General features: G+C 39.7%; 32 protein-coding genes and 1 pseudogene. 26 read left to right on the top strand and 7 right to left on the bottom strand.

What is annotated here, in order from left to right; all coding sequences use genetic code 11:
* The first annotated feature begins 10 nt into the window (after nt 1-10).
* The 10 genes from NKR21_RS13045 to NKR21_RS13000 all read left to right on the top strand — a co-directional run bounded on the left by NKR21_RS13045 (nt 11) and on the right by NKR21_RS13000 (nt 6,843).
* Nucleotides 11-880, top strand: a complete 870-nt coding sequence (locus NKR21_RS13045; RefSeq protein ID WP_144455814.1) for a hypothetical protein — start codon at nt 11-13, stop codon at nt 878-880.
* 228 nt (nt 881-1,108) lie between these two features.
* Entirely contained in the window at nt 1,109-1,774 is a 666-nt protein-coding gene (locus tag NKR21_RS13040; protein WP_253602521.1) for a DUF7003 family protein, read from the top strand.
* A gap of 39 nt (nt 1,775-1,813) precedes the next feature.
* Nucleotides 1,814-2,290, top strand: coding sequence for a hypothetical protein (locus tag NKR21_RS13035; RefSeq protein ID WP_144455819.1), 477 nt, complete (start codon nt 1,814-1,816; stop codon nt 2,288-2,290).
* A gap of 150 nt (nt 2,291-2,440) precedes the next feature.
* Entirely contained in the window at nt 2,441-2,788 is a 348-nt protein-coding gene (locus tag NKR21_RS13030) for a YxiJ family protein (RefSeq protein ID WP_144455821.1), read from the top strand.
* A gap of 18 nt (nt 2,789-2,806) precedes the next feature.
* Nucleotides 2,807-3,184 carry a hypothetical protein gene (locus NKR21_RS13025; protein ID WP_144455823.1) on the top strand — a complete coding sequence of 126 codons (378 nt, stop codon included), beginning with the start codon at nt 2,807-2,809 and terminating at the stop codon, nt 3,182-3,184.
* Nucleotides 3,185-3,237: 53 nt separating this feature from the next.
* On the top strand, nt 3,238-4,107 hold the full coding sequence (locus NKR21_RS13020) for an alpha/beta hydrolase (RefSeq protein ID WP_144455825.1): 870 nt from the start codon (nt 3,238-3,240) through the stop codon (nt 4,105-4,107).
* Between the two features lie 76 nt (nt 4,108-4,183).
* Entirely contained in the window at nt 4,184-4,540 is a 357-nt protein-coding gene (hxlR, locus tag NKR21_RS13015) for a transcriptional activator HxlR (protein ID WP_012010675.1), read from the top strand.
* 249 nt (nt 4,541-4,789) lie between these two features.
* A complete protein-coding gene (gene hxlA / locus NKR21_RS13010; RefSeq protein WP_012010674.1) occupies nt 4,790-5,422 on the top strand; it encodes a 3-hexulose-6-phosphate synthase in 633 nt (210 codons plus the stop codon).
* Nucleotides 5,419-5,976 (top strand): 6-phospho-3-hexuloisomerase, encoded by a 558-nt coding sequence (gene hxlB, locus NKR21_RS13005; RefSeq protein ID WP_119125157.1) that lies wholly within the window; start codon nt 5,419-5,421, stop codon nt 5,974-5,976. Before hxlA ends, hxlB begins: the two co-directional genes overlap by 4 nt.
* Before the next feature lie 141 nt (nt 5,977-6,117).
* Nucleotides 6,118-6,843 carry a DsbA family oxidoreductase gene (locus tag NKR21_RS13000; RefSeq protein ID WP_012010672.1) on the top strand — a complete coding sequence of 242 codons (726 nt, stop codon included), beginning with the start codon at nt 6,118-6,120 and terminating at the stop codon, nt 6,841-6,843.
* 247 nt (nt 6,844-7,090) lie between these two features.
* Here NKR21_RS13000 and NKR21_RS12995 read toward each other — a convergent pair whose 3' ends face one another.
* Nucleotides 7,091-8,191, bottom strand: coding sequence for a GntR family transcriptional regulator (locus NKR21_RS12995; RefSeq protein ID WP_012010671.1), 1,101 nt, complete (start codon nt 8,189-8,191; stop codon nt 7,091-7,093).
* A 273-nt stretch (nt 8,192-8,464) separates the two neighbouring features.
* On the opposite strand from NKR21_RS12995, the gene NKR21_RS12990 reads away from it, so the two are divergent.
* The 4 genes from NKR21_RS12990 to NKR21_RS12975 all read left to right on the top strand — a co-directional run bounded on the left by NKR21_RS12990 (nt 8,465) and on the right by NKR21_RS12975 (nt 13,649).
* Nucleotides 8,465-10,090, top strand: coding sequence for a xylulokinase (locus NKR21_RS12990; protein ID WP_012010670.1), 1,626 nt, complete (start codon nt 8,465-8,467; stop codon nt 10,088-10,090).
* Complete coding sequence (locus NKR21_RS12985) at nt 10,084-10,788, top strand: L-ribulose-5-phosphate 4-epimerase (RefSeq protein WP_012010669.1); 705 nt, start codon at nt 10,084-10,086, stop codon at nt 10,786-10,788. Before NKR21_RS12990 ends, NKR21_RS12985 begins: the two co-directional genes overlap by 7 nt.
* 17 nt (nt 10,789-10,805) lie before the next feature.
* Nucleotides 10,806-12,227: an L-arabinose isomerase gene (gene araA, locus NKR21_RS12980; protein ID WP_012010668.1), complete on the top strand. Its 1,422-nt coding sequence runs from the start codon at nt 10,806-10,808 to the stop codon at nt 12,225-12,227.
* A gap of 81 nt (nt 12,228-12,308) precedes the next feature.
* Nucleotides 12,309-13,649, top strand: coding sequence for a sugar porter family MFS transporter (locus NKR21_RS12975; RefSeq protein WP_012010667.1), 1,341 nt, complete (start codon nt 12,309-12,311; stop codon nt 13,647-13,649).
* Between the two features lie 241 nt (nt 13,650-13,890).
* On the opposite strand, the gene NKR21_RS12970 is transcribed toward NKR21_RS12975, so the two are convergent.
* Entirely contained in the window at nt 13,891-14,103 is a 213-nt protein-coding gene (locus NKR21_RS12970; protein WP_041815766.1) for a hypothetical protein, read from the bottom strand.
* A 218-nt stretch (nt 14,104-14,321) separates the two neighbouring features.
* On the opposite strand from NKR21_RS12970, the gene NKR21_RS12965 reads away from it, so the two are divergent.
* The 5 genes from NKR21_RS12965 (at nt 14,322) to NKR21_RS12945 (ending at nt 17,669) form a co-directional block, all read left to right on the top strand.
* Nucleotides 14,322-14,609 (top strand): spore coat protein, encoded by a 288-nt coding sequence (locus NKR21_RS12965; protein ID WP_144455827.1) that lies wholly within the window; start codon nt 14,322-14,324, stop codon nt 14,607-14,609.
* Nucleotides 14,610-14,770: 161 nt separating this feature from the next.
* The gene (locus NKR21_RS12960; protein ID WP_253602588.1) at nt 14,771-15,229 is read left to right on the top strand and encodes a GNAT family N-acetyltransferase; all 459 of its coding nucleotides are present in this window, start codon (nt 14,771-14,773) and stop codon (nt 15,227-15,229) included.
* Between the two features lie 16 nt (nt 15,230-15,245).
* On the top strand, nt 15,246-15,800 hold the full coding sequence (locus NKR21_RS12955; protein WP_012010662.1) for a hypothetical protein: 555 nt from the start codon (nt 15,246-15,248) through the stop codon (nt 15,798-15,800).
* A 167-nt stretch (nt 15,801-15,967) separates the two neighbouring features.
* Nucleotides 15,968-17,371 (top strand): polysaccharide deacetylase family protein, encoded by a 1,404-nt coding sequence (locus NKR21_RS12950; protein ID WP_012010661.1) that lies wholly within the window; start codon nt 15,968-15,970, stop codon nt 17,369-17,371.
* A 106-nt stretch (nt 17,372-17,477) separates the two neighbouring features.
* Nucleotides 17,478-17,669, top strand: coding sequence for a hypothetical protein (locus NKR21_RS12945; protein ID WP_012010660.1), 192 nt, complete (start codon nt 17,478-17,480; stop codon nt 17,667-17,669).
* 44 nt (nt 17,670-17,713) lie between these two features.
* On the opposite strand, the gene NKR21_RS21200 is transcribed toward NKR21_RS12945, so the two are convergent.
* On the bottom strand, nt 17,714-17,845 hold the full coding sequence (locus tag NKR21_RS21200; protein ID WP_260851454.1) for a hypothetical protein: 132 nt from the start codon (nt 17,843-17,845) through the stop codon (nt 17,714-17,716).
* Between the two features lie 151 nt (nt 17,846-17,996).
* Here NKR21_RS21200 and NKR21_RS21270 point away from each other — a divergent pair, with 151 nt between their 5' ends.
* The 4 genes from NKR21_RS21270 to NKR21_RS12930 are packed head-to-tail and all read left to right on the top strand — an operon-like array spanning nt 17,997 to nt 19,180.
* On the top strand, nt 17,997-18,113 hold the full coding sequence (locus NKR21_RS21270; protein WP_338059284.1) for an NUDIX domain-containing protein: 117 nt from the start codon (nt 17,997-17,999) through the stop codon (nt 18,111-18,113).
* Nucleotides 18,114-18,128: 15 nt separating this feature from the next.
* Entirely contained in the window at nt 18,129-18,425 is a 297-nt protein-coding gene (locus NKR21_RS12940; protein ID WP_225970033.1) for an NUDIX hydrolase, read from the top strand.
* Nucleotides 18,426-18,457: 32 nt separating this feature from the next.
* Nucleotides 18,458-18,874, top strand: coding sequence for an Imm1 family immunity protein (locus NKR21_RS12935; protein ID WP_012010659.1), 417 nt, complete (start codon nt 18,458-18,460; stop codon nt 18,872-18,874).
* 54 nt (nt 18,875-18,928) lie between these two features.
* The gene (locus NKR21_RS12930) at nt 18,929-19,180 is read left to right on the top strand and encodes a DUF3986 family protein (protein ID WP_088000450.1); all 252 of its coding nucleotides are present in this window, start codon (nt 18,929-18,931) and stop codon (nt 19,178-19,180) included.
* Nucleotides 19,181-19,284: 104 nt separating this feature from the next.
* Here the strand turns inward: NKR21_RS12930 and NKR21_RS12925 are convergent.
* The 3 genes and pseudogenes from NKR21_RS12925 to NKR21_RS12915 form a co-directional block, all read right to left on the bottom strand.
* Nucleotides 19,285-19,683: pseudogene (locus NKR21_RS12925) on the bottom strand (sigma-70 family RNA polymerase sigma factor); the annotation flags it as partial.
* Between the two features lie 21 nt (nt 19,684-19,704).
* Complete coding sequence (locus NKR21_RS12920; RefSeq protein ID WP_144455829.1) at nt 19,705-20,364, bottom strand: hypothetical protein; 660 nt, start codon at nt 20,362-20,364, stop codon at nt 19,705-19,707.
* Between the two features lie 99 nt (nt 20,365-20,463).
* The gene (locus NKR21_RS12915) at nt 20,464-20,790 is read right to left on the bottom strand and encodes an ImmA/IrrE family metallo-endopeptidase (protein ID WP_338059317.1); all 327 of its coding nucleotides are present in this window, start codon (nt 20,788-20,790) and stop codon (nt 20,464-20,466) included.
* A gap of 276 nt (nt 20,791-21,066) precedes the next feature.
* Here NKR21_RS12915 and NKR21_RS12910 point away from each other — a divergent pair, with 276 nt between their 5' ends.
* The gene (locus NKR21_RS12910) at nt 21,067-21,582 is read left to right on the top strand and encodes an Imm6 family immunity protein (protein ID WP_012010655.1); all 516 of its coding nucleotides are present in this window, start codon (nt 21,067-21,069) and stop codon (nt 21,580-21,582) included.
* Between the two features lie 126 nt (nt 21,583-21,708).
* Here the strand turns inward: NKR21_RS12910 and sigK are convergent, their stop codons facing one another.
* Nucleotides 21,709-22,437: an RNA polymerase sporulation sigma factor SigK gene (gene sigK, locus NKR21_RS12905; RefSeq protein WP_034738387.1), complete on the bottom strand. Its 729-nt coding sequence runs from the start codon at nt 22,435-22,437 to the stop codon at nt 21,709-21,711.
* Nucleotides 22,438-22,668: 231 nt separating this feature from the next.
* On the opposite strand from sigK, the gene NKR21_RS12900 reads away from it, so the two are divergent.
* Nucleotides 22,669-23,790 (top strand): Rap family tetratricopeptide repeat protein, encoded by a 1,122-nt coding sequence (locus NKR21_RS12900; protein ID WP_041815760.1) that lies wholly within the window; start codon nt 22,669-22,671, stop codon nt 23,788-23,790.
* Nucleotides 23,791-23,965: 175 nt separating this feature from the next.
* Nucleotides 23,966-24,706, top strand: coding sequence for a polysaccharide deacetylase family protein (locus tag NKR21_RS12895; RefSeq protein WP_041815757.1), 741 nt, complete (start codon nt 23,966-23,968; stop codon nt 24,704-24,706).
* Nucleotides 24,707-24,753: the final 47 nt, after the last annotated feature.

The following is a 24,753-nucleotide window of genomic DNA, read 5'->3' as shown; positions in this document are numbered from 1 at the left end:
TGAGGATAGTATGCAGGAAATTTATTTTAAAAAAATTAATCTAGATATTAATGACAGAGAACTTAGTTGTTTTAGCTTAAACGAAGAGTATTTAGTCTTTGTTCTACAAAATGAAGTTGAGACGAATAAATATGTTAATAATTTATATGTTTACCATATTAGTGAACAGAAATTACACTATGAGTATAGTGTAACTTCGATTGATCAGATTACCTCTGTACTAAAGTGTGAAGATGATTATCTTTTGATTTTTGATAAAGAATATGAAGATGGTATTATTGATGAAACCCCAAATGCATATTTTTGGCATCCAGTAAAAGGATTTTATAAATCATTTTATGCTGGACGTTATATCAATTCTATCAAGATAGACAACGATCAAAATATTTGGGTAGGCTATGATGAAATGGGAATTTTCTCGATGATTGATGGAGAATTAAGTGAAAAGGGATTTAATAGGTTTGATTCTACTTTTAGAATCAAACCAGTATTAGATAAAGAAAAGCCTCAACAAATTGATCATTATTATGATTCATTTGTAACGGGATCATATGTATATCTCTACTTTAGTGTATTAGGTGAAAAAATATTTAAAAAATTAGATTTAGTATCAGATAAATTTGTTGAAACTAGAAAAATAGATTTAGATTTGACTGCTATTTGTGAACATAAATCAAGTTTATATCTTTTTATAAGGGACCCCCTTAACTATGAAATCAGTAAAGGATTTAAAACGAATGACTTTGTAAATTATTTTGATTTAAGTCTATTAGATTTGCAAACTAATGAAAAAATAGTATTCACCGATATAACATCACATAATAATATTATTGCTGGATTAGATGAATATAATAATATTTATATTGGAAAAATATCTTAGGATTATAGATTACAAATCTAAACATAATTATCAACTTTAATATAACAGCACCTCTTCTCTTTAGAAAAGAGGTGCTGTTATAAATTTAGATTAAAAACAATGGTAAGAAAAATACGCAACTCAATTTTAATTTAGTGATCTTAGTTTCGCGAGAACTCGAAATAACTAAAAAATACTGAAAATATAAGTGAGAAAAGAAAGCAATGCTTCAAAAAGAAAGGAAGAAATGTGTTATCCATACTAGATAGGTCTTTCCTAAATAAAGAGTTTCCTTTATTAGATAATGGGAACTTTGATTTTGCCAAAGGGAAGCTTTCTCTATTTACGAGAGAGGAAAATTGGTTGATCACGATTCAATTATTCGGTTTATCGAAGGTAGGACCGGCTATTGATTTTTTTGCGATTGGTCATGAGTTGAATAATGGATCAATCCATTTTCTGTTGGATGAGCTTTTTGATTTCGTGGATCATCATCATGAAATAATAGATGATGATGAGATAGAACCTGGTTTCACTAAGCATCCTTTACGTATTAGATTAAATGGTGACTATTTTCATGTTCAAATACCAGAGTCATGCCAAGCTGATGTAACAGAGGAAAATGAATGGATTACTTTGTTAAGAGAAATGGCCAAACATCAAGATTTGCTGGATAGTTTATGGATGACAGATCGAGAACAATTTGACATCGTTCAGCATGTATATGATAAACCGCTCTATACAACTGGATCATGGTTTCATCCAGAAACGCATAGCCAACTACCTAGTCGATCTCCTTTTTTTCAATCGGTTGCGAAGAGTTTGATCTATCAAGATCCAACATGCATTGTAAATATAAACACGAACACTGACTGGAGATTATGGTCAGATTTTGATACTGTAGAATATTTTTAGTTTCGTCTGATGTTTTAAATTGATGAGGTGGAACAAGTAATGAGAATCGTATTAGCAAAAGAGAAAAATTTATTCGAAGCAAATGAATTATTAAAGAAAATCAATTTAAACGTAGAAGAGTATAACTGGATCATAAGTGATGTGACACTCACAATGCTTCATGATCGGAAAAATCAATTCCATTCAGAAGTGATGCCGGATTACACAGATTTTTTATTTCTGAAGGGTGAACATTTTAAAAAATTCTTACATGACTATTCTTATTCTTTTATTTTCGCTGTTTTGACAGCATTGCCTCGTCATGTAGATCATTTGAATATCAGTTCAATACCTCAAATAGAAGATAATGAACGATATTGGAACGTGAATTATACACCCGTTATCCCTCAAGCCGTGTTTGAAATCGGTTTTTTTGATTCGACAGATGTTATTTTTACGGGAGATCAAAATATCTTAAGCGAATTTCGAAAAAAAGCGAACTTTATTTCATTTGAAGAATATTTACAAACTCCGTGACACGATTCGTTAGGAGAGTGAATGAGATATTTAGTATTTTAGAAAGATGGATCGAATCTAGCTATCATCCTCGTGGGATATGGAACTTGTACAATGAACTATTTGAAGAATTTGATACTTTAAAGACAATGAGAGAACGGGGGAAAATCCATGAAAATCAGCCGTGATAAACAAGGTTTATTCGATGATGTAAAACAACGTTATCAATACTTATTAGATTCAGTTTATCCAGATGATATCGTCTCTTTTGAAGAAGAAACTGGTATATTTTCAGATGATTTTTATATGTTTTTTTCACTTGTTGCAGGCAGTTTAAGTTATGTGGTCGATCATAAACGAATACCGAAAAAACAGTTAACCGTGCTGCGTCAGTCATTTGAAGAGCAATATCCCCAAATCAAATCGTATCAACAGATCCTTGAATCATATCCTTTATTGCATTCCTATGTTCAATACCATGAAAAAACAAGAAAACGCATCATTGCACTTTTACAATAACCTTTTGGAGGACAAAAGATGACATGGTTTTTAGATGAAAAAATCCAGAAACAAATCCCTGATTTCGATATCAGCCATCTAAAGCAAATCAATGAATTTCACTACTTTAAAGAGTATAATGAACATTACGACTTGATCAACTGTATTCATCTACACATCCCATACGAATCTGCAACCCATAAAGCAGACATTCATCTGAAATTTACCAATGTCTCTTCTGTTCAAATCAAAGATTTGGAGTTAACAAACGATGACCATATTATATTGAACATTCAACTTTTGGATAGAGGCTGGGAATATTTGAATTACTTTGTCAAAGATGATGAAGAACAGTATTTTTCTTTTTATTGTCAAACGGTTCAAGTCATACAAGTCGTATCAAATGAATCGGGCTAGTCTCTCTACATATGTGCGAATGATGCTTCCCCATCCCAACATAGAAAGGTGCAATGACATTGAATCGAATGATGAAGTGGCTTTTATTTGCAGCAGTCATCGCTGGCTTATTGGTATGCGCATTCTTCGTGTTCCGTTTCAACCAGCCTAAGCCGACGACAAACATCCATTATGCAGACACACAAAACAAACAGCAAACACTTGATATGTATATGCCGAAGGGAAAAGATGAAGGCAAAAAGAAGAAGCATCCAGTCATGATCTATCTCCATGGCGGCGGCTGGACGGGCGGCGATAAGAATAGAGTCGCTTCAAAGGCTGATTATTTTACCGGTCAAGGGTATGTGTTTGTTTCAATGAATTACAGGCTTCACCCTGATGCCAACTATGAGCAGATGGCAGATGATACGGCAAACGCCATTAAATGGGTGAAGGATCATGCGGATGAATATCAAATCGATTCATCAAAAATCAATGTCATGGGTCACTCAGCGGGCGGGCATTTGACGGCGCTGGTTGCCACAGATTCGACCTACTTAAAACGTGTGGGGCTGTCGCCGAAAACGATCAATTCCATTGTTGTTCTTGACGGGCCGTTAAACCTCAATCAATTTATACAAGCCATCCCATCGTACAAAAAAGTCTTTGGCAAACAAGAGCAGAACTGGACAAAGGCATCACCTGTCACTTATATGAATCAAAAGAATGTACCTCCTGTCTATTTGGTGACAGGCTGGGAAAATCCTGAGGTGTACCGATTTGCAGAAAAACTGAATCATGATAAAGGTTCTAAGTTTGTCTTTCGGGTCCATTCGCTGAGCCACAGTGACTTGAATAAATGGTTTGGATCAGACAGAGCACCAAAAGAAGCACAAAAAATGACAGAGGCTGTGATGGCTTTTGTCAAAAAACAAAATCAATAACGAAGACCATATGCTAGGCAATCCATTTTGCCGCAGTATATGATATAGGGTAAATGGTTTGTAATAAAAGGAGTGTATGTCGTTGTCATCACGAATGGAAAATAAAGTGTTCAACTGCGAAAAGGAGCTGACGCTGAATATTATCGGCGGTAAGTGGAAAATGCTGATTTTATGGCACCTTGGCAGAGAGGGGACAAAACGGTTTGGTGAGTTAAAGTCGTTAATGCCTGGAATTACGCAAAGAATGCTTGTCAATCAGCTAAGAGAATTAGAGGAAGACCACATTGTGCACCGGGAAGTTTATCCTGTCGTCCCGCCAAAGGTTGAGTATTCCTTGACAGAACTAGGAGAAAGCTTAATGCCGATTTTAGAGGCGATGTATGATTGGGGAAAACAATATCTCGATAGCAATTTTTTAAAGGATGATAAATAGAAAGACGACCGATGAAGACAAAGGGCTAAAATCACTTTATTTTAGCCCTTTGTCTTCTTTACAATCACGCTGAGATACTGGTCGAAAAGACAGTGTCTTTTTTGTAACCATATGCGAAAAAGTATAGTATGTAAAAAAAAAGTGCGTACTTGGATTGCTTCCATCCTGTTGTTATACTCATTTCATCGTGCAAGAAGCCCTATCCACGGAGCTCTTGAAGATGAGATGAAAAAATAGGAGTGAACGTTCATGAAATTACAATTAGCATTAGATTTAGTGAATATACCAGAAGCGATTGAGCTGATTAAAGAAGTAGAAGGATCGATCGATGTAGTCGAAATTGGAACACCTGTTGTGATCAACGAAGGCTTGCGTGCCGTTAAAGAAGTCAAACAGGCATTTCCAAACTTACGTGTACTCGCCGATCTGAAAATTATGGATGCGGCCGGTTATGAAGTGCAGCAGGCATCTGAAGCTGGAGCAGATATCGTGACCATTCTTGCAGCGGCAGAAGATATGTCCATTCAAGGAGCGGTGAAAGAAGCGAAAGCAAGAGGGAAACAGATTTTAGTGGATATGATTGGGATCAAAGATATCGCTGGCCGGGCAAAAGAGCTGGATGAACTTGGAGTCGATTATATTTGTGTGCACACTGGCTATGATCTGCAAGCGGTTGGTCAAAACTCATTTGCTGACCTTCTGACCATTAAACAAGTCGTCAAACAAGCGAAAACAGCGATTGCAGGCGGAATTAAGCTTGATACGTTACCTGAAGTCGTGAAATTAAATCCTGATTTGATCATTGTCGGCGGTGGTATCGCAAGTCAGGATAATAAAGCAGAAGTAGCCGCACAAATGAAGCAGCTGATCGCACAATCATGAAGACCAGTGACTATGTGAAAGCCATTTTAAATGAGCTTTCTGAGCACTCGCCGGATATTCAAGACGAACAAGCAGAGCGGCTTGTCTCAAGCATTTTCACTGCAAGAAAGGTCTTTGTGTCAGGGGCTGGCAGGTCTGGTTTGATGGGAAAATCATTTGCCATGAGACTCACACATATTGGCGTCAAGGCATATGTGATCGGTGAAACCAATACACCTTCCTTTACAGAAGAAGATCTCTTAATTGTTGGGAGCGGATCTGGCCGTACAGAGACTTTGCTTGTCCTTGCAAAAAAAGCAAAAGCAATTGGTGGAAAAGTGGCAGCTTTTACGCTTTCTGCTCAGTCACCTCTAGCTGATCTATCGGATGAAGTCATCTTACTGTCAGGTGCGCCGAAGGATCAACAGGGGGGAAGCCATGATACCATTCAGCCAATGGGTTCGCTATTTGAGCAGTCGCTTCTTCTGACATACGATGCGGTCATTTTACGGCTAATGGAAATGAAAGAGCTCGACACACATACAATGTACGGTCACCATGCAAATTTAGAATAGTAAATGTTTAACGCCTTTCCTTTCTTAGAAGGAGGGGCTTTTTCATTTCCATCAAGCTCAGAATCTTGACATAACCGATCTGTTGTAACTATAATTGTTACATCGTTAAAGAAAAAGCGTAAACACGGAAGGAAGATGAACATGAAAGTACAAATCTGGTCAGATATCGCCTGTCCTTTTTGTTATATAGGAAAAAAACAACTAGAAACAGCGCTTGAACAATTCCCTCAAAAAGAACAGGTGGAAATCGAGTTTAAAAGCTTTGAGCTTGATCCACATGCACCTGCTGATGTCGATTTTGATGTCCATGATATGCTCGTCAAAAAATATGGGATGAGCCGCAGCCAGGCGATGGCGATGAATGAGCAGATGAAGCAGGCCGGCAAAGAGAAAGGAATCGATTTTCAATTTGATCCACTCGTGTTGACTAACACCTTTGATGCTCATCGATTGGCGCAATATGCTGGTCAAATGGGGAAAGGCGATTTCGTTATGGGAGAGCTGTTTCAAGCATATTTTACAGATGGAAAGCATGTTGGCGATCGTCAAACCCTTTTAGACATTGCAGAAAAAGCAGGTCTTGATTTGCAGGAAGTACAGCAAATGTTAGGTGGCGAAGAGTTTGCTGATCATGTCCGAAAAGATGAACAAGAAGCGAGACAGCTTGGTATTAATGCTGTTCCGTTTTTCTTGATCAATGACAAGTATTCAGTTGCAGGTGCTCAGCCAGCTGATACGTTCCTGCGTGCACTTGAAACGGCATGGACAGAAGAAGCAGCTCAAGCTGAGAAAGCGGCTGCTAATTCGTTTGAAGCGGCATGTGCAGATGGCGTATGCGCAGTGCCTACCCCTAAAGAAGAAGCGTAATAGGCAAGTTCCCTATCTTTCTAAAAGATGGGGATTTTTTCTTGATTAATTATGGATGAAGGGTGATAACACTTAAATAAGAAGTTCAGTAAATCGTTTATTCTTATACGGAAAAAGGAAACAAACATTGCTTGTGATTGATCTCATTCATTAAGGGAAAACATATGTCTTTCATGTCGAGAATCATACCATTCAAAAGTAGATGTGGTCGAATTCTAAAATAAAATGAGCCTCTTGCGGCAAGGGCTCATTTTTTTCTTGCATTCATTTGTTTGATCGTTTCACCTGGAACCAATTCAGGTTCATAAAAGGTTTGATGAGGGAGATTCTTTTTCCCTTGCACTTTTTTTATCATCCAGTCTGCTGCATCCCTCCCCATTTGCTCCTGAGGGTGGGTCAAAGTTGTTAGCTTCACATTGGCATTTTTCTGGGCAATATACGAATTGTCCTGTCCAATAATGGAGAGGTCCTCTGGAATGGAGAGTCCGATGTCACTACATACATTGGCAACCTCTAATCCAACCTCATCGTTATAGCAAACAAGGGCAGTCAGTTCATGCTGATGCTTTAATAAGAAAGTTTTAATATCATCCCCCAAATGCTGCTTCGATTCTGTATCGAAAAAGAGGACATGCTCAGGCAGAAAATTAAGCTTCGCTTCACCGAGCGCTTGAATATAGCCTTTCATTCGGTACTTTCCTTGTAAATCATCTGTTTTTGAAATGAGCCCAATTTGCTGATGCCCCGAGGTGATCAGCTCTTTTGTGGCTAAATAACTGGACTTCACATCATCCAAGCAGAGAAAAGGAACCTCTAACTGCTCATAATAGGCATTAATCATAATGAGCGGTACATCCTGTTCTTTAAAAGATAAGTAGTACGAGATGTTTGGGTTATATAAATTGCTTTTCGTCGGCTCAACAATGAGTCCGTCCACACCAAAGGACAGCATCATTTCGAGCGCCTTTTTCTCCTGATCTACATCATTATTTGTACTCGCCAGTAACAACGAATAGTTCTCTTCGTTTAATCGGCTTTCAATGCCTCGAATAATGGAAGGGAATATGTAATCGGATATGTATGTCGTAATCACGCCAATCGTTTTCATATGCGCATGTCCCGCAGGCTTTGTTTGATATTGATTGGTCACAAATGTGCCTGAACCTTTCTCACTTCGCAAAAAACCTTCGCTCGACAATTCTAAGATGGCCTTTCGAACCGTATGCCTGCTCACTTGATACATCTCTTGCAGGCTTGATTCAGTTGGAATACGTTCCCCGATCCGGTAATCTCCTGTAAGTATTTTGCTTTTTATATCATCGATAATGATCTGGTACTTCTTTTTCATCGTTTCACTTCTTTCTCAGTTGATCATCTACTCGGATTGAGAAGAAATTGTATGGACATATTTTAACATGGTTGTCGAATCAAAAACAGGCGCCTTCCCATTCTGACGTCCCAGCTTTAGAAAAGTGCAGGTTTTTGTCGCATTGTGTATGTACAACTATATTTATTATTGACATATGTACGTACAAATATTATATTGTGAATGTGCACAGAGAATCAATGAATCTAGAAAATTAAAATTGAAACCGCTATCAATCATGGAGGTGAACGCAGAATGAATCATGAAGAGACGACCAAAGCCTTAAAAGAAGGACGGACATCTTTAGGGATTGAATTTGGTTCAACACGAATTAAAGCGATCTTAATAGATGAAGCGTTTCAGCCAATTGCCCAAGGTGCATTTGAGTGGGAAAGTTCTCTCCAAGAAGGAATTTGGACGTACAACTTAATTGATATCATTACAGGTCTTCAAGTAGCGTATCGAGAGATGAAAGAGCAAGTTGAGCAAAGGTATGACGTAACCATTCAAACCATTGGCTCCATTGGGGTATCAGCGATGATGCATGGCTATGTGGCATGTGATCATACAGGGGAGGTCCTCGTTCCGTTTCGCACATGGCGGAATGCCACAACCATTGAGGCGAGTCAAAAACTGACGGATGTCTTCCAATTTCATATTCCAGAAAGATGGAGCATAGCCCATTTGTATCAAGCCATATTAGAAGAGGAAAAACATCTTTCCCGTTTAGAATATATGACCACCCTATCAGGATACATTCACTGGCTGTTAACAGGAAAGCAGGCCATTGGTATCGGGGATGCGTCAGGTATGTTCCCAATTGATGAACAAACGAAGGATTACAATGAAGAAATGCTCCATCAATTTGAAGACTTGATCGCAGAAAAGGGCTATCCGTGGAAGCTCCGTCACCTTCTACCGCGTGTTTATTTAGCAGGCGAGGAGGCTGGCGTGTTAACGGCAGCAGGAGCAGCCATTTTAGATCAAGGCAAACATTTGCAGCCAGGGATTCCATTTTGCCCCCCAGAAGGTGACGCAGGAACGGGAATGGTGGCAACCAATAGTGTAGAAAAACGGACAGGGAACATTTCAGTTGGGACATCTGTTTTTGCCATGATTGTGCTAGAGCAGGAGCTAAAGGGTGTATATCCAGAAGTGGATATGGTCACAACGCCGGACGGACTACCAGTCGCAATGGTTCATGCGAACAACTGTACAAGTGACTTAAATGCTTGGATGAATATCTTCAGAGAGGCATTCGACGCATTAGGCGTGCAAGTGTCGTCAGAAAAGGTATATGCAGCCTTATTACAGCAGGCGTTAGAAGCAGATCGAGATGGCGGAGGACTCTTAAGTTATGGCTATTATTCTGGTGAAAATATTACAAGACTGCCAGAAGGAAGACCTCTTTTTGTCAGATCAGCTGAAAGCCGCTTTAATCTGGCTAACTTCATGCGTACCCATCTTTTTTCTGCTTTTGGCGCAATGAAAATAGGGATGGATCGGTTAAAAGAACAAGAACATGTTGTAATAGATCGTTTGTTAGCACATGGAGGCTTATTTAAAACACCGCTCGTTGGTCAAAAAATGGTGGCGGCAGCGCTTGATACACCTGTATCAGTCGTTTCCACTGCGGGAGAAGGCGGTGCGTTTGGAATGGCTGTCCTCGCTTCCTATATGGTCCATCATCAGCAGCAAACATTGCCTGAATTTCTTACGCATCAAGTGTTTGCCGATACATCAGAAGAACTGATAGAACCCGACACGCTTGATGTCAAAGGCTTTGGTGAATTTTTAAAGCGCTATCAAGACGGCCTTCCGATTGAAGAGGCGGCAGTAGCACATCTCGTGCCAAAGAAAGGAGTGACAACTGTATGCTAGAACGCTTAAAAGAAGAAGTATTCGAAGCCAATTTAGATTTACCGAAGTACGGACTTGTGAAATTCACATGGGGCAATGTCAGTGCGTGTGATCGTGACAGCGGTCTATTTGTTATTAAGCCTAGCGGTATAGCGTATGATCAATTATCAGCGAAAGATATGGTTGTAGTCGACTTTGACGGTGAAGTAGTGGAAGGGGAATACAGCCCTTCATCAGATACAGCAACACACGCTGTCCTTTACAAACACTTTGATGAAATCGGCGGTATTTCACATAGCCATTCCATGTGGGCAACCGTTTGGGCGCAGGCAGGTCTCGATTTACAGGCAATGGGTACAACACATGCTGATACATTTTACGGTGCTGTTCCATGTGCTCGATTTCTGACAGAAGAAGAAGTCAATCGCGGTTATGAGGTAGAAACGGGCCGGTTGATCATCGAAACGTTTGAGAAAAGAAATCTAGATGTGATGGCAGTGCCAGGTGTATTGCTTCAAGGCCACGGCCCATTTACGTGGGGGAAAGATGCAAAAAGTGCGGTCACAAACAGTGTGATTTTAGAAGAAGTCGCCAAAATGAATTTATTCGCAAAGCAATTAAATGAATACGCGGAGCCTCTTCCGCAGCGAATTTTAGATAAACATTACTTAAGAAAACATGGCGAACATGCGTATTACGGACAAAAACCTTCAACATAAAGAAAAGAGGGATACCTATGTTAACAAGTCAACATAAAGAATGCTGGTTTATTGTCGGATCACAGCATTTATACGGAGATGAAGCACTACAGAAAGTAAAAGCAGATGCACAAAAAATGACGGATGCCTTAAATGAGAGCGGTTTACTTCCTTATCCAGTGATCTTGCAGGAGCTAGCTGTCAGCGCAGATCAAATCACAAAGCTGATGAAAGAGGTTAATTATCGCGATGAGGTTGTCGGCGTCATGACGTGGATGCATACATTTTCACCGGCAAAAATGTGGATACGCGGGACCAATCTTTTGCAGAAGCCTCTTTTACATCTTGTCACACAGTATTATGAAAAAATTCCGTGGGACACGATCGACATGGACTATATGAATCTTCATCAATCGGCACATGGAGACAGAGAATATGGCTATATCAATGCACGATTAAATAAACAAAATCAAATTGTTGCAGGGCACTGGTCTAAGCCGGAGGTGCAGCAGCAAATCGCTGATTGGATGGATGTGGCAGCCGCCTATCATGAAAGCTTTCAGATTAAAGTGGCAAGGTTTGGTGACAACATGCGCCATGTGGCTGTCACAGAAGGAGATAAAATCGAAGCCCAGATTCAGTTAGGGTGGACCGTTGATTACTTTGGGATAGGCGATCTCGTCGAATATGTGAATGCAGTAGAAGAAGCAGAGGTAGATGCATTATTTGCGGAGTATTTATTGCAGTATGATGTAGAGTATGGAACGTATTCAGTTGAAGATTGGGAAAAAAGTGTCAAGGTGCAAGCACGGTATGAGATTGCCATCCAACGCTTTTTAGATGAAGGCGGCTACAATGCTTTTACGACGAACTTTGAAGATTTACATGGAATGAAGCAACTGCCAGGACTTGCGGTACAGCGGCTGATGGCAAAGGGATATGGCTTTGCCGGGGAAGGCGATTGGAAAACGGCTGCGCTGGACCGATTATTAAAGGTGATGAGTCATCATCAATCCACTGGTTTTATGGAGGACTATACGTATGAAATGACGTCTGGACAGGAAGCAGTGCTGCAATCTCATATGTTAGAAGTAGATCCGGCGCTTGCCCATACGAAACCTGTCATTGTCGTATCTCCGCTTGGAATCGGAAACAGGGAAGATCCAGCTCGCCTTGTGTTTGATGGAAAAGCTGGGGAAGGTGTTGTCGTTTCTATTGCTGATTTTGGTACTCATTTCAAATGGCTTATACAAGAAGTTGAAGCCTTTGAGCCGGAGGAAGCAGCACCTCATTTACCGGTGGCACGTGTGCTCTGGAAAATCAAGCCGAATTTTCAGGACGGCGTCAAAGCATGGATTAAGCAAGGCGGGGGTCATCATACAGTCGTATCCCTCAATTTATCGGTTGATCAAATTGTTCATTTTGCAAAGCTTGTGAGTGCAGAGTATGTCGTTTTATAGAAGGGTGAAAGGTCTTCTACTGCATGCAGTAGAAGCACGGGATGAAATGAAAGCGGTTAATTAAGTGAGGGGGTCATCCACTTGGAGAAAAAAGTGTCAAGCAAATTTATTTTCTTTTTCGGGTCCTTTGCAGGCATCTTATTCGGATATGATATTGGGATTATTGCAGGGGCAGAGGGACATATTCAGCAAGAATTTCAGCTCAGCCCATTATGGCTTGGAATTGTCGTCTCTTCATTAATGGGCGGGGCGATTATCGGCTCCATTTTAAGCGGTCTGTTAGGGGATAAATTTGGCCGGAGAAAGCTTATTTTGGTCTCATCCGTTATCTTTTTTGTCGGAGCGATCGGATCAGCTATCGCACCAGAAGAGATTTCATTAACCATTGCACGTATCTTTTTAGGAACAGCCGTTGGTACAGCCTCATCTTTGGTGCCGGCATACATGTCTGAAATTGCTCCTGCTAAAATTCGCGGGAAATTGTCTGGGCTCAATCAGCTCATGATCGTGAGCGGACTATTGCTAAGCTATATCGTTGCATTTGTGTTTGAACCTATTCCAGACAGCTGGCGCTGGATGCTCGGTAGCGCCGCTTTATTTGCTATCGTGCTTTATATTGGGATGCTGAAGCTTCCTGAATCTCCGAGGTATTTAATTAAACACGGAATGGCGCATAAAGCACGGGAAGTATTAGGGTCACTGCGCTCTTCTCGTGAAGAAATTGAAGAAGAGATGCAGGAAATTTTAGAAGTCGCGAAAGAAGAACGCTCTGGTATTCGCGAATTGTTCCAAAAGAAATTCAGAATGGCTCTTTTCATAGGGGTTGGGATGGCGACCCTTCAGCAAATTCAAGGGGCGAACTCCATTGTGTACTATGCAACAAGTATTGCTCGAAATGTAGGGCTTGCACCTCAAGTTGCCGCAGGTTTTACAGTGATTGTCGGTGTCATTTTTGTCGTCACCACCGTGATCTTTTTACAATTTGTCGACCGATTCGACCGCCGAACGATTCTCACCGTAGGGGGAACGGGCATGGCCCTTTCTTTCTTTGCACCAGCTGCATTAGGTGCACTTGGCGTTAGTGAAGGTATTTTAAACTGGGTGACCTTAATTTCACTTTGCTGCTTTATCTTGTGCTACGCCTTCTCATGGGCACCGATCACGTGGATCATCATCGGCGAAATTTTCCCGCTTTCTGTCAGAGGTATCGGCGCAGGTATTTCATCTGCCTTTAACTGGACGGGATCGTTAGCCGTTGGACTCGTGTTCCCTATCCTGGCAGACAAATTCAGCTTCGGGGTCATTTTCTCCTCATTTGGTGTCATCTGCTTAATCGGACTTTTATTCACCCGTTTTGTGCTAGTTGAAACAAAAGGAAGAAGCTTAGAACAAATCGAAACCGATATGGCAGCACGTGTATAAAGAAAACCCTCTATCCCATGTGGATAGAGGGTTCAGCGTGTAGACAAACCCTCGCATTTGGTGTCAGTCCTGCGTGCTGGTGCTCACGAATGACAAATTCGCTCCGCTCCAGTACTCGTCCTTCCTAGGGCTGCAAAGGTTTTCTATCACGCTGAAAAGAAGACAAAGGGCTAAAATCAAGATCATTTTAGCCCTTTGTCAACAATCTGAAACCCTCTATCCCATGTGGATAGAGGGTCTTTTACTCAAGCGCCTGTTTTAGCTCATCCGGCAATAAATCAATCAATTGATCATAAGAAGACAGGTCCAGCACTTCAAGCAGTGCATAATATTTCGCATAAACCTCACTCAGCTGATCAGGATGATTCGTTTCATATCGATTCAAATGTAATTGAGTCAATTCAAGTGCAATGTCTAGCTTGTTTCGTTCGATTGGTTGTGTCGTATTGATCATTTCGTTCACCTCGTGTTTGATGATGAGTGGGAGGGTTATGGGCGTCCTATTTCTGCTACCATAATATATCATTTGTATAATAAAGTTGCCCTTTTGTAAAGAAAGAGAAAACGAGATAAAGAGTGGATTTTTTAAAAATAGACAAGCATCTAATCACAAATGACGTCTCTTACATACGATACAGTGTAAGTGAAAGACAAATTGAAGGGGTGCTTGAGATGAGCCGATTAGATGATTTTTTCTTTGGACCTCGCAGAGGAAACCAAGGAGGAGATGAAACGGTTGTATTCCCCACACGTCAAATTGTCAACACAAGAACGAATGAACAAACCATCAGAAAAATTCATCCAACGCATATCACAAACGTCAATAAAAATATCAAACGAATTGAAAACTACTATCCTGTCACGGAGTCGACTCATAACGAGTATATTGTGAAAGAATACGATTGCGGCAGTGATATCAATAACCCTTGCTGCCGTCCAGTGAAACGCTGCAAGTGGTAATGAAGGGGGCATCCTTTTATGGGATGCCTTTTTATTTTCTGGAGAAACATTTTGATCAAAAGCTCCTTTCAAGATAAAATTGGAAGTATCAATCTTCTATTGGAGGCGATGTTCTGAATATTCGATTGTTAACACCAGATGATGCTGAAGAATATGCCGCGTTGAGACTAGAAGCACTACGATTACATCCAGAGGGCTTTGCGATGAGTTATGAAGAAGAGCAGATCGGTACAATAGAAAAATACGCAGCCCGTTTTGCTTCTGTTCAATCTATGTGGACTTTTGGCGCTTTTGAACAAGGGAAGCTTGTGGGCATGGTCACGCTCATCCAAGAAAGCTTACAGAAATTAAAGCACCGAGCGAATGTAGTAGCGATGTATGTTACAGCGGGTGCCCGCGGGAAAGGTGTAGGCAAGGCCTTGATAACGGAAGTTCTTTCCTTTGCGAGAGATCGACAGGACATCGAGCAAATGTATTTATCAGTCGTGACAACCAATCACTCAGCCAAACGCTTATACCGCTCTGTTGGATTTGAGTCATACGCGCTTGAAGAAAAAGCACTAAAATGGCCAGATCATACATATGCAGATGAGGAAAAAATGGTTTTATTTTTATCATAGTCTGGAGGAGATAAAAGTGAATCAACAGGCCATGCGCATCATGTTAGCAGCAGGACCAAATAGTGAGCTGGAATCTTTTGCGCTGCGTGCAGCACTTGAAAACTTCGGCGTGAAAGTCGATATGCAATGGATCGGAAGACCAAATGACCTGATCAATGTGTTATCTGGAAAAAATAGAGGAGAAATCGATTATATTCTTCTATCATTTCATGGGGAAGAAGGAGCATTTCTCATGCCGGAATTAGGGAAAGATGTATACGAAGATGGGGAGCCTAGAAGCGCTGCTTTTGGAGCGGATGAAATCAGGCAGTATGCTTCATTAAAAGGAGTTCACGTCATTTCTACAGGCTGCACACTAGGTGAGAAAAAACTAGCAGATGCCTTTTTAGAAGCAGGTGCCATGTCCTATGTAGCGCCGGATGATTACATTGATGGAAATGCAGCATTTATCTTTGTATTGACCATGCTTTATGAGCGCATGAACAATACAAAGACGGTCAGAGCGGCTTTTGATCGAGCGAGTTCGATTGATGAAGAAACGAGATTATTTCAACTATATATGCAAAAATAATGAGAGGGCTGAGAAATCAAGCCCTTTTTCTATTCCTCTTTCAAAATGTGTCTAAAATGTGACGGTTATGTTTTTTCAAAACTAAATGCGGTTCGCGCAAAGTCTATCCTACAAATACACGTCATTAAGGCATGACGCCATCACGCCATCACGAGAGGGGAATTATTGTGTCAAAGAAATGGAAGGTTAGTCTCGTCCTATGCGTACTTGCAATCATCATCGGAATTGCTGCGTTTTATCATAATCAGCAGGCAAGCGGGACGGAGAAAAAGAAAGTAGAACAAGATGCGAGCTATAAAGAAGTGGAAATAGTCACCCTCGTGAATGACGGGAGATACATGAGATATGCTGTCAACTATCCGGTGTTTCATCAAGAAAAGCTAGATCAAGAGATGAAAAGATTTGCTGAAACAGCGCTAGACAGATTCAAAACATCATTTAGCCAAGCAAGCGATGTCGATGAAGATCATCGATATGAATTAAACATAGATTATGAGATTACTCATTATGCCAAACAGACTGCTGCGATCAAATTCAATACATATGAATTGAAAGGCGGAGTAAAAGGCGCACATCAAACCAAGTTATTCAATTTTGATTTCAAGAAACAGCATTTTTTATCAATAGATGATTTGTTTTTATCAAAGAAAGAAGATCTACAAAAACTGTCACATATGACATTTGATGAATTAAAAAAAGATCGCTCTCTTGCTGAAAATGAGCATTTGCTCAAGCAAGGAACGTCTCCTGCTGCAGAGCATTATCAGTATTTTGCCATCAAAGATCGTTTTATTGAATTCTACTTCCCAGCAGGACAAATCGCACCAAGCGAACAAGGTCCTCAAGTGCTGGCGATTAAAAAAACACTGCTTAAAGGAATGTTAAAGCCTGAATACATTCATAAAGAAAAGAACAAAAATGAGAAAAAAGAACCAATCTCACAAAGAAAGCTTGTCAAACTGCCAAAACAGGCAACATTCAACCCAAATCAAAAAGCCATTGCCCTGACATTTGACGATGGACCAAATCCATCCACGACCTCAAAAATTTTAAGAGCCTTAAAAGAAAACAAAGGACATGCGACATTTTTTGTATTAGGAAACAGGGTACAATATTACCCTGATATGCTAGGTGAAATCAGAAAGGGTGGGAATGAAATCGGAAATCATTCCTATAGCCATCCTTTACTCACAAGACTGCCATTAAAACAAGCCGTCAAACAAGTGGAAGAGACCCAGCAAATCATTGAAAAAGCGGGCGGGTTCACCCCAACTCACTTTAGACCGCCATATGGAGGAACAAACGGGCAAATCAACGCGGCTGTTAACATGAAAGTCACGCTTTGGGACGTAGATCCTGAAGACTGGAAATATCGAAACAGCGAGTACGTTGCCAACTACATTCTCACACATGCGTCTAGCGGAGAAACCGTCTTAATGCACGACATCTATGACACCTCAGCAAACGCAGCTGTCACGATTATCAAGGAATTAACCAAACAAGGATATCAATTATTAACAGTTTCAGAGCTTGAGCAGTGGAAGGAAGCGCGGGCGAAAAAGGTAAATTGAATACGTAAAAAGAAGCGAGTCTTAATGGATTCGCTTCTTTTTTAAAGCCAATTATGACAGGGAAGGTAAAATATGTTAAAGTGAGTGTATAAAGGGAGGGCTTCGGATGGTATTGATGAGGTTGATCAGCCTCTATATGCTGACAGCGTTTTGTTTAGGTTTTATCGTGAACTACGCACCTGGTTTGATGCTGCCCATCTATATTCTTGCGATGATCGGGCTTATTTTATGTCTCGTTCATATTGCGCTGCATTATATTCGTCGAATCAGATATATGTTGTTTGAAGAAAAACGATAAGATTTTTCCTGTGGAAAAAACCTCCTGCTAGTAGCGTGAGGTTTTTATTTTTTCGGTTTTTGATGTTCTAATAGTTGGATAATTTTTTCATTTGATGCTTTGATTTGTCTCAAAAGAGAAACGATATTCCCAGTAAACCCAATGAGGACAATCAGTAAAATGATGATAATCCACATGCTGTAGCCTCCAATCTGCTCACAAATGCTGTTTTGCTTCCATATCCAGTATCTTGTATCAAGGATACCGTATAATGAATGTATTGAAATGAACTGTTCGTGCTATATATTCGACAATTGAAGAGAAAAGAGAATATTGAGGGGGATTTGTTTGAAACGAGTAGACGTAGTATCAGCTATTATGAATGATGAAGCAGAAAATATTTTAATGGTTAAAAACGTAAAGGGATATTGGGAACTTCCAGGTGGTGCTGTAGAAAAAGGCTAAAACCTGCATCAAACCGTGATCCGCGAGGTGAAAGAAGAAGAGACAGGATTTGTTTGCAAATTAAAGGAACTTCATTCGGTTCGAGAAGCATACTTTCAAGACAAAAAGCATCATGCACTGATGATCACCTTCTTTGCTGAAATCACCGGAGGACAAATGAGTATTCTCGATCCGGATCATGATATTGAAAAAGTAAAATGGGTCAGCAAGCAAAACTTTCAAAAGCTAAACCCCAAGCTATATTACTTGCTAAAATTAAACGAAGAACCACAAGCTTTTTATCAATTTGAAGGAAATAGAACTGTTGGTTAACAAGTTGATATAGGCATGAAGGAGCGATATTGATGTTTTTATATTACGGCCCCACAGGAGCTCCAGTAGAAAATCCGGGAGAAGAATTCATGAAAAAGATCTTCTTTCAGGAGGATGAAGAGTATTGGAAACAAGGTAATGGGGAATCTTCCATTGAGATAGAAGAAGATTGGGAAAGTGAAAGTCTAGTTTTCTTTTATACGGAACCGTATGGGTTCTTGATCATGAGATATCCAAATTTTTTGGTCCCTTTTAAAAAGGGAGAAAAAATTGAAACGATTGAGCATTTTGTCGCAGGAGCCCCATTGTATGTGCCGTCGTGCAGCTATGTCGACCGTAATCAAGCGTATCAAATCGTTCACCATTTTTTGACGACAAAAACAGTTCCTGACCTTGTTGAATGGGTTGAGTTGAGGGATATTGATTTTCAGAAGGATATGAAAAGTTAGGAGCGCAAGATGAAGTAGAGTACAGAAGAAAAATTACATAGTTTAGACGATACTATGCATTTACATGTAGGGTATTATGAACATGGTTTTGATTATGAAGGCGTGTTTTTTAAGAGTTTAGAGACAGGAAGATGGTTATTGTTTTTTGATCATAAAAGTTATGGGGTAACACTTTTGAAGGAATTTGAGAAGTGGGATGATCTCGGGCTATTGATTGGAGATTATCTGATTGAAGATGATTTAATTGAGGAGGAAGGTCATAAGCATTTTGAGCGTTTCTTAAAAGAAAATAACATAGTGAAATAATTGAGGATAAAACATGACATAGTTTTTTGTGTATGTCAGCTCTATTGTGATGTTCAAAAAAACAGACCCAACAAGGTCTGTTTTTATTAGTATTAGGAAAAAGTTCACTTCCCCTTCTCCCGCTTCCGTTTCTCCTTCTCCGCCCGGTAAAACTCATGAAACATCTTCATCAGCGCACGTTTCTCAATCCGTGACACATAGCTCCGCGATATCCCGAGCTCCTTGGCTATTTCCCGCTGCGTTTTTTCTTTCTTTAAATCAAGACCGAACCGGCCGACGATCACTTCTTTTTCCCGGCCGTCGAGAATGTCGATATACTCCTTTACTTTTTCAAGCTCCATGTTGAGCTGAATCGTATCAATCACATCTTCATTTTCGGATTTTAAGACATCAATTAAAGAAATTTCATTGCCTTCTTTATCCTGACCAATGGGGTCATGCAAGGAGACATCTTTTTTTGTCTTTTTGAGCGCGCGTAAATGCATCAGGATTTCATTATTAATGTCAAGAGGGGGGTGCAGAATTTAAAAATCGAATTTAACTTTTGCCCCATCATGCAATAATTCAGGTTCGTCATTTAGATATACATCACTTAAGTGAAGTGTGATTGAACTCAAATCCGAAACATCATCTACCAGTAAAGGAACTACAACCATACCTTCATTTTCGACTTTACCATAAAAAGAACCAACACCTTTATCCGTATACAAATTAGCCGTATTGACTTGGATTTGTTTTTTTGTATTAGTGGTAATAACATCAACACCAGAAAACAAAACATCTTTATCAGAAGTGTTTTCAGTCGTATAAGTAATTTGTATTCTATGATATTTATCTTTTTCATATTGATTATCAGAAAGAAGCTCTTTATCGTCTTCACCTAAATTACTGTATTCAAAAACTTTAACATCTTGTATTTTCATCTTAATAGGACTTAAATCTATTTCTTTTTGTTTGTCGTTTATCTTTTTCAAAGTCAGTGTAGAACCATTTTTATCTTTCTTCCACTCCCCAATCTTTGATAAGCGTCCTGCCGTTGGTTTATTCTCTTTTTGTGCTGATTCTTTTGAAGCCTCTTTACTGGTTTCTTCTTTTTTTGTCGGCTCAGTTGAGCTGTTAGTGTTACCACAAGCAGTTAGAACTGCCATAAAGCATAAGAATAAAATTAGTTTAGCTTTTTTCATTAGTCTGCACCCTTCTATATACACATTTTAGTAATACAGGAAACATTATAATATAAAGAATATTGAAATGTTGATTTTCGACAAAATTAGACAAAAAAATCATGACATATGGCATAGGTTTAAAGTCATGGATCGTTCTGTAGCGAATTCATATGTAACATTGAAAAGAGATGCTATTTCATTTGTGAAATTATTATATGGTTGAATAGCTTTTATTTTTCTAAGCATAAATGTCGGAATACAAAACTTATATGCAAAACGCTTCGCCTGCATTTCCTGCAGCTCTCTCAACAGAGGGGGCATAATCAGTTGATTTCCTTCATGTCTTAGCGCATGACAAAGTTCATGACCAAAATCTTGCCACTGTTCTTGAGGACTGAGGCGATTATCAATGATAATAGTTCCAGCATAGTAGCGGCTGCTAATGTTTAAGAATTCAACTTTTAAATTGGAGCGGTAGGCGATGTCTAATAGATCAAGTTCGGATGGGTTTGTTATGTTTGATGTTAGAATGCTTCGATCCAGTCATCTAAGTGCGTTGTGTTTTTTGGTAAAATACATTCCAACTAAAGCAACTCCTTTAAAAAAGATTGTAAGTTCTGCTTGTGGGTGAAAAATAAATACTCTTAATGAGCATTTATTATAAATCAACTGTTAATTTTTTTGTTTCGGCAAATAAAAAAATAGAAAAGAGGCTATAGAATGGATTTTATAAATGACCTTAGTGAAGAAGCCAAAGTTGCACTAGGCTTAGCAATAGCCGAAAAAATGTATGTATTCATAGATAAAGAAGATGATGGTTACCACGTAGGAGAAAAAGCTTTAGAAGATTGCTGGAAATGGCTTTCTGGCAAAGAGTTAAGTGCAGATGATTTATGTAACTACATAGATAGTGAAGATTATATGGATGTAGCCGAGTTCGCTAATAAACAAAAAGATGAACAAAAACAATATGGCTGGTATTCAGTATTAGATGCAGTTTCTTACACAGCGTATCAAGCGTATAGAAGAGAGAATAAAAAATTTGTTCCTCAAGTGCTAGAAGTAATAGACGATGAAACATTAATTGTAATGTGGGAAAATGCAATAGAGTCAAAAATGATTGAAATGGATGAATTAAATACCTTGAGAGAATATTTAATTGACCATTATCCTAAAAAAGATCATGATAATAACCATTTATTTTTCATTAACAAGAAGGATATCGCAATCATTTAAATTGGATTTATAGGCGGTATGAATAAAGGGCAGCTATTATGAAAAGGAATGCAGAGAAACAGTATCTTGGTGCCGAAATAAAAACAGACCCAACAAGGTCTGTTTTTATTAGTATTAGGAAAAAGTTCACTTCCCCTTCTCCCGCTTCCGTTTCTCCTTCTCCGCCCGGTAAAACTCATGAAACATCTTCATCAGCGCTCGCTTCTCAATACGTGACACATAGCTCCGCGATATCCCAAGCTCCTTGGCTATTTCCCGCTGCGTTTTTTCTTTCTTTAAATCAAGACCGAACCGGCCGACGATCACTTCTTTTTCCCGGCCGTCGAGAATGTCGATATACTCCTTTACTTTTTCAAGCTCCATGTTGAGCTGAATCGTATCAATCACATCTTCATTTTCGGATTTTAAGACATCAATTAATGAAATTTCGTTGCCTTCTTTATCCTGACCAATGGGGTCATGCAAGGAGACATCTTTTTTTGTCTTTTTGAGCGCGCGTAAATGCATCAGGATTTCATTTTCAATACACCGCGCAGCATACGTTGCCAGCTTTGTTCCTTTTCCAGAGGAATAGCTTTCGATGGCTTTAATGAGTCCGATCGTCCCGATGGAGATGAGGTCTTCTGCGTCTTCCCCGGTATTTTCAAATTTCTTGACAATATGGGCGACGAGCCGAAGGTTATGTTCAATCAGCATATTTCTCGCGTGTTCATCGCCCTGTGCCATAAGGGCTAAGTATTTTTTTTCATCATCTCCCGAAAGGGGCTGTGGAAAGGCATTGTTTTTGACATAGGACACTAAGAACACCAATTCTTTGACCATCAATCCCATCGCTGTAAATACTCCTGCCACGATTTTCACCTCCACCATGTTTAGGCCACTGCCTATATCCTCAAATGTATGTGAAGGGGGGATTGTCTGTGTCTGTACGATGAAAAAATCATCTTTTTCGAAAAAAACGGGCTTCAGTTCGTCTGTTTTTGCTGCCCTTTTCATATGTTTGCGGTTTCTTTGCGGTGCTTGGCGGTCAAGAAGCGTGCTAAAATATGTAATATTAGACCGAAAAGGAAGGGGTTTTTTCGGAACATGGGGAAGGTTCTTTCTTCACATGTAGGTATGAAAATTAATGAATGGTATCGAATGATACGGCAGTTCAGTGTTCCAGATGCGGAAATCCTGAAAGCAGAAGTAGAAGCGGAAATTGAACGGATGGAAGAGGACCAGCATTTACTGATTTATTATCAGCTCATGTGTTTTCGGCACCAGATCATGCTTGACTATATACACCCTTCAAAATATCAACCTTTCTCAGTATCTAATCTTGTCGATAAAATCGAAAACTCCAATCATGAGTTATCTGATATGCTGCATTATTACCATGCATTTTTTCGTGGCATGCATGAGTTTAGTCAAAAAGAATATTTAGAAGCCGTCAAATATTACCGAGTGGCAGAAAAACAGCTGTCCATGGTATTTGATGATATTGAGCAGGCTGAGTTTCATTTTAAAGTAGCAGAAGCCTACTATATTATGAAGCAAACGCATGTCTCGATGCATCATATTTTAAAGGCGCTGGAAATATACGATCAGCATGATGCTTATTCAATTCGCATCATTCAGTGCCTGTTTGTGATCTCAGGAAACTATCAAGATTTAAAACGAAAAGACCGGGCACTGCCTCATTTAAAAAAGGCAAAACAGCTCGCATCACAAATCGATCACCCGCGGATATACAGTTCAGCGCTTTATAATTTAGGGAAATGTTATGGGGAACTGGGCTACCTTGAGGAAGCAGAACGCTATTTAACAGAATCGGCAGAAATTGCCTGTAAAGAGCAACTTCCCACGCTTCCACATACGCTCTATACGCTGGCAAAACTACTTTTTAGACAAAATGAACAAGTAGCAGCATGCCGCATATTAGAAGATGGAAAATTAGCTGCAAAGAAGCATGAAGACCAGCTGTTCTGTCATATGTTTGAGTATCTCGATGCTTTATATGTTCAAGAAATGAATGAAGAACAACTGCAAAAAACCATTGATTATTTGGAAAAACTTAGCCTATACTCTTATATAGAGGATATCTCACTAGAAATTGCGACAGCCTTAGAAGCCTCTCAACAATACCAGAAGTCCAACCAGTATTATCAGAAATTATTATGGGCTCAAAATCAAATCCAAGAAGGAGAGTGTCTGTATGAATTCTAAGCAACGTTCGACAGTTGAAGAGAGAAACCAAACGTGAAACAAAAAGCGGGCCTGATGGCCGGCTTTTTTTATGTAAAAAGAGAAGTTAGAGATGCAGATCGTGACCATGAATGCTGAATGAATCATCAAAAAGCGGGCAATTTAATCTGTAAGAATGTTCTGTGGAGGCGGTCAAATGAGAGGGTTGCATGTCTTGCTGTGTATATTACTGCTATGCACGTTTGTTCCTAATAAAATAGAAGCTCGAACATTAAAAAGAATCGACCTAGAAAAAACAGGACGAGCTTTTTGGGACATGAGACAGGAACGAAAAAAGATTGCACTGACCTTTGATGATGGACCTCATCCAGTGTACACGAATCAAGTTTTAGACGTGCTGAAGGAGCATCAGGTGAATGCCAGCTTTTTTGCTATAGGCAGCCGGATTCATACATATCCAGAGATTGCGAAACGAATCGTAGGCGAAGGAAATGAACTTGGCAACCACACGATGAATCATACGTATTTTGACCTGTTATCATCAAAGGAGATCAAGCAGGAGCTAAAAGAATCAGCGGCTCATATCGCTTCACTTCAGCCTGGCGGACCCTTGTTATTTCGTCCTCCTGGTGGCCGCTTGACGATGAAATCTTTCCGCATTTTGTCAAAACAAGGATATGATGTGGTCATGTGGTCCTTTACGCAAGATCCGAAGGACTGGTCAAGACCAGGTGCACACAAAATTGCGAGCCGGATTATTGATCATATTCAAGGCGGCGATATTATTCTTTTGCATGATGGCGGGGGGAACCGAAAGCAGACGGTCGAAGCTCTGAAACAAGTGATACCTGAATTAAAGGATCGAGGCTATGAATTTGTCAAAGTGAGCGAACTACTGCATCATGACAATGCCTATGTACCTGTTCAACTGCAATAGGAATTTCGTCAAAAACAGTCATTCATTGAAACCAAAAGTCTTGTCGT

This window comes from Bacillus sp. 1735sda2, from assembly GCF_024159245.1.
Lineage (GTDB): Bacteria > Bacillota > Bacilli > Bacillales > Bacillaceae > Bacillus > Bacillus pumilus_O.
Note: the sequence above shows the minus strand (reverse complement) of the source record. Positions and strands in the feature narration are given on the sequence as shown.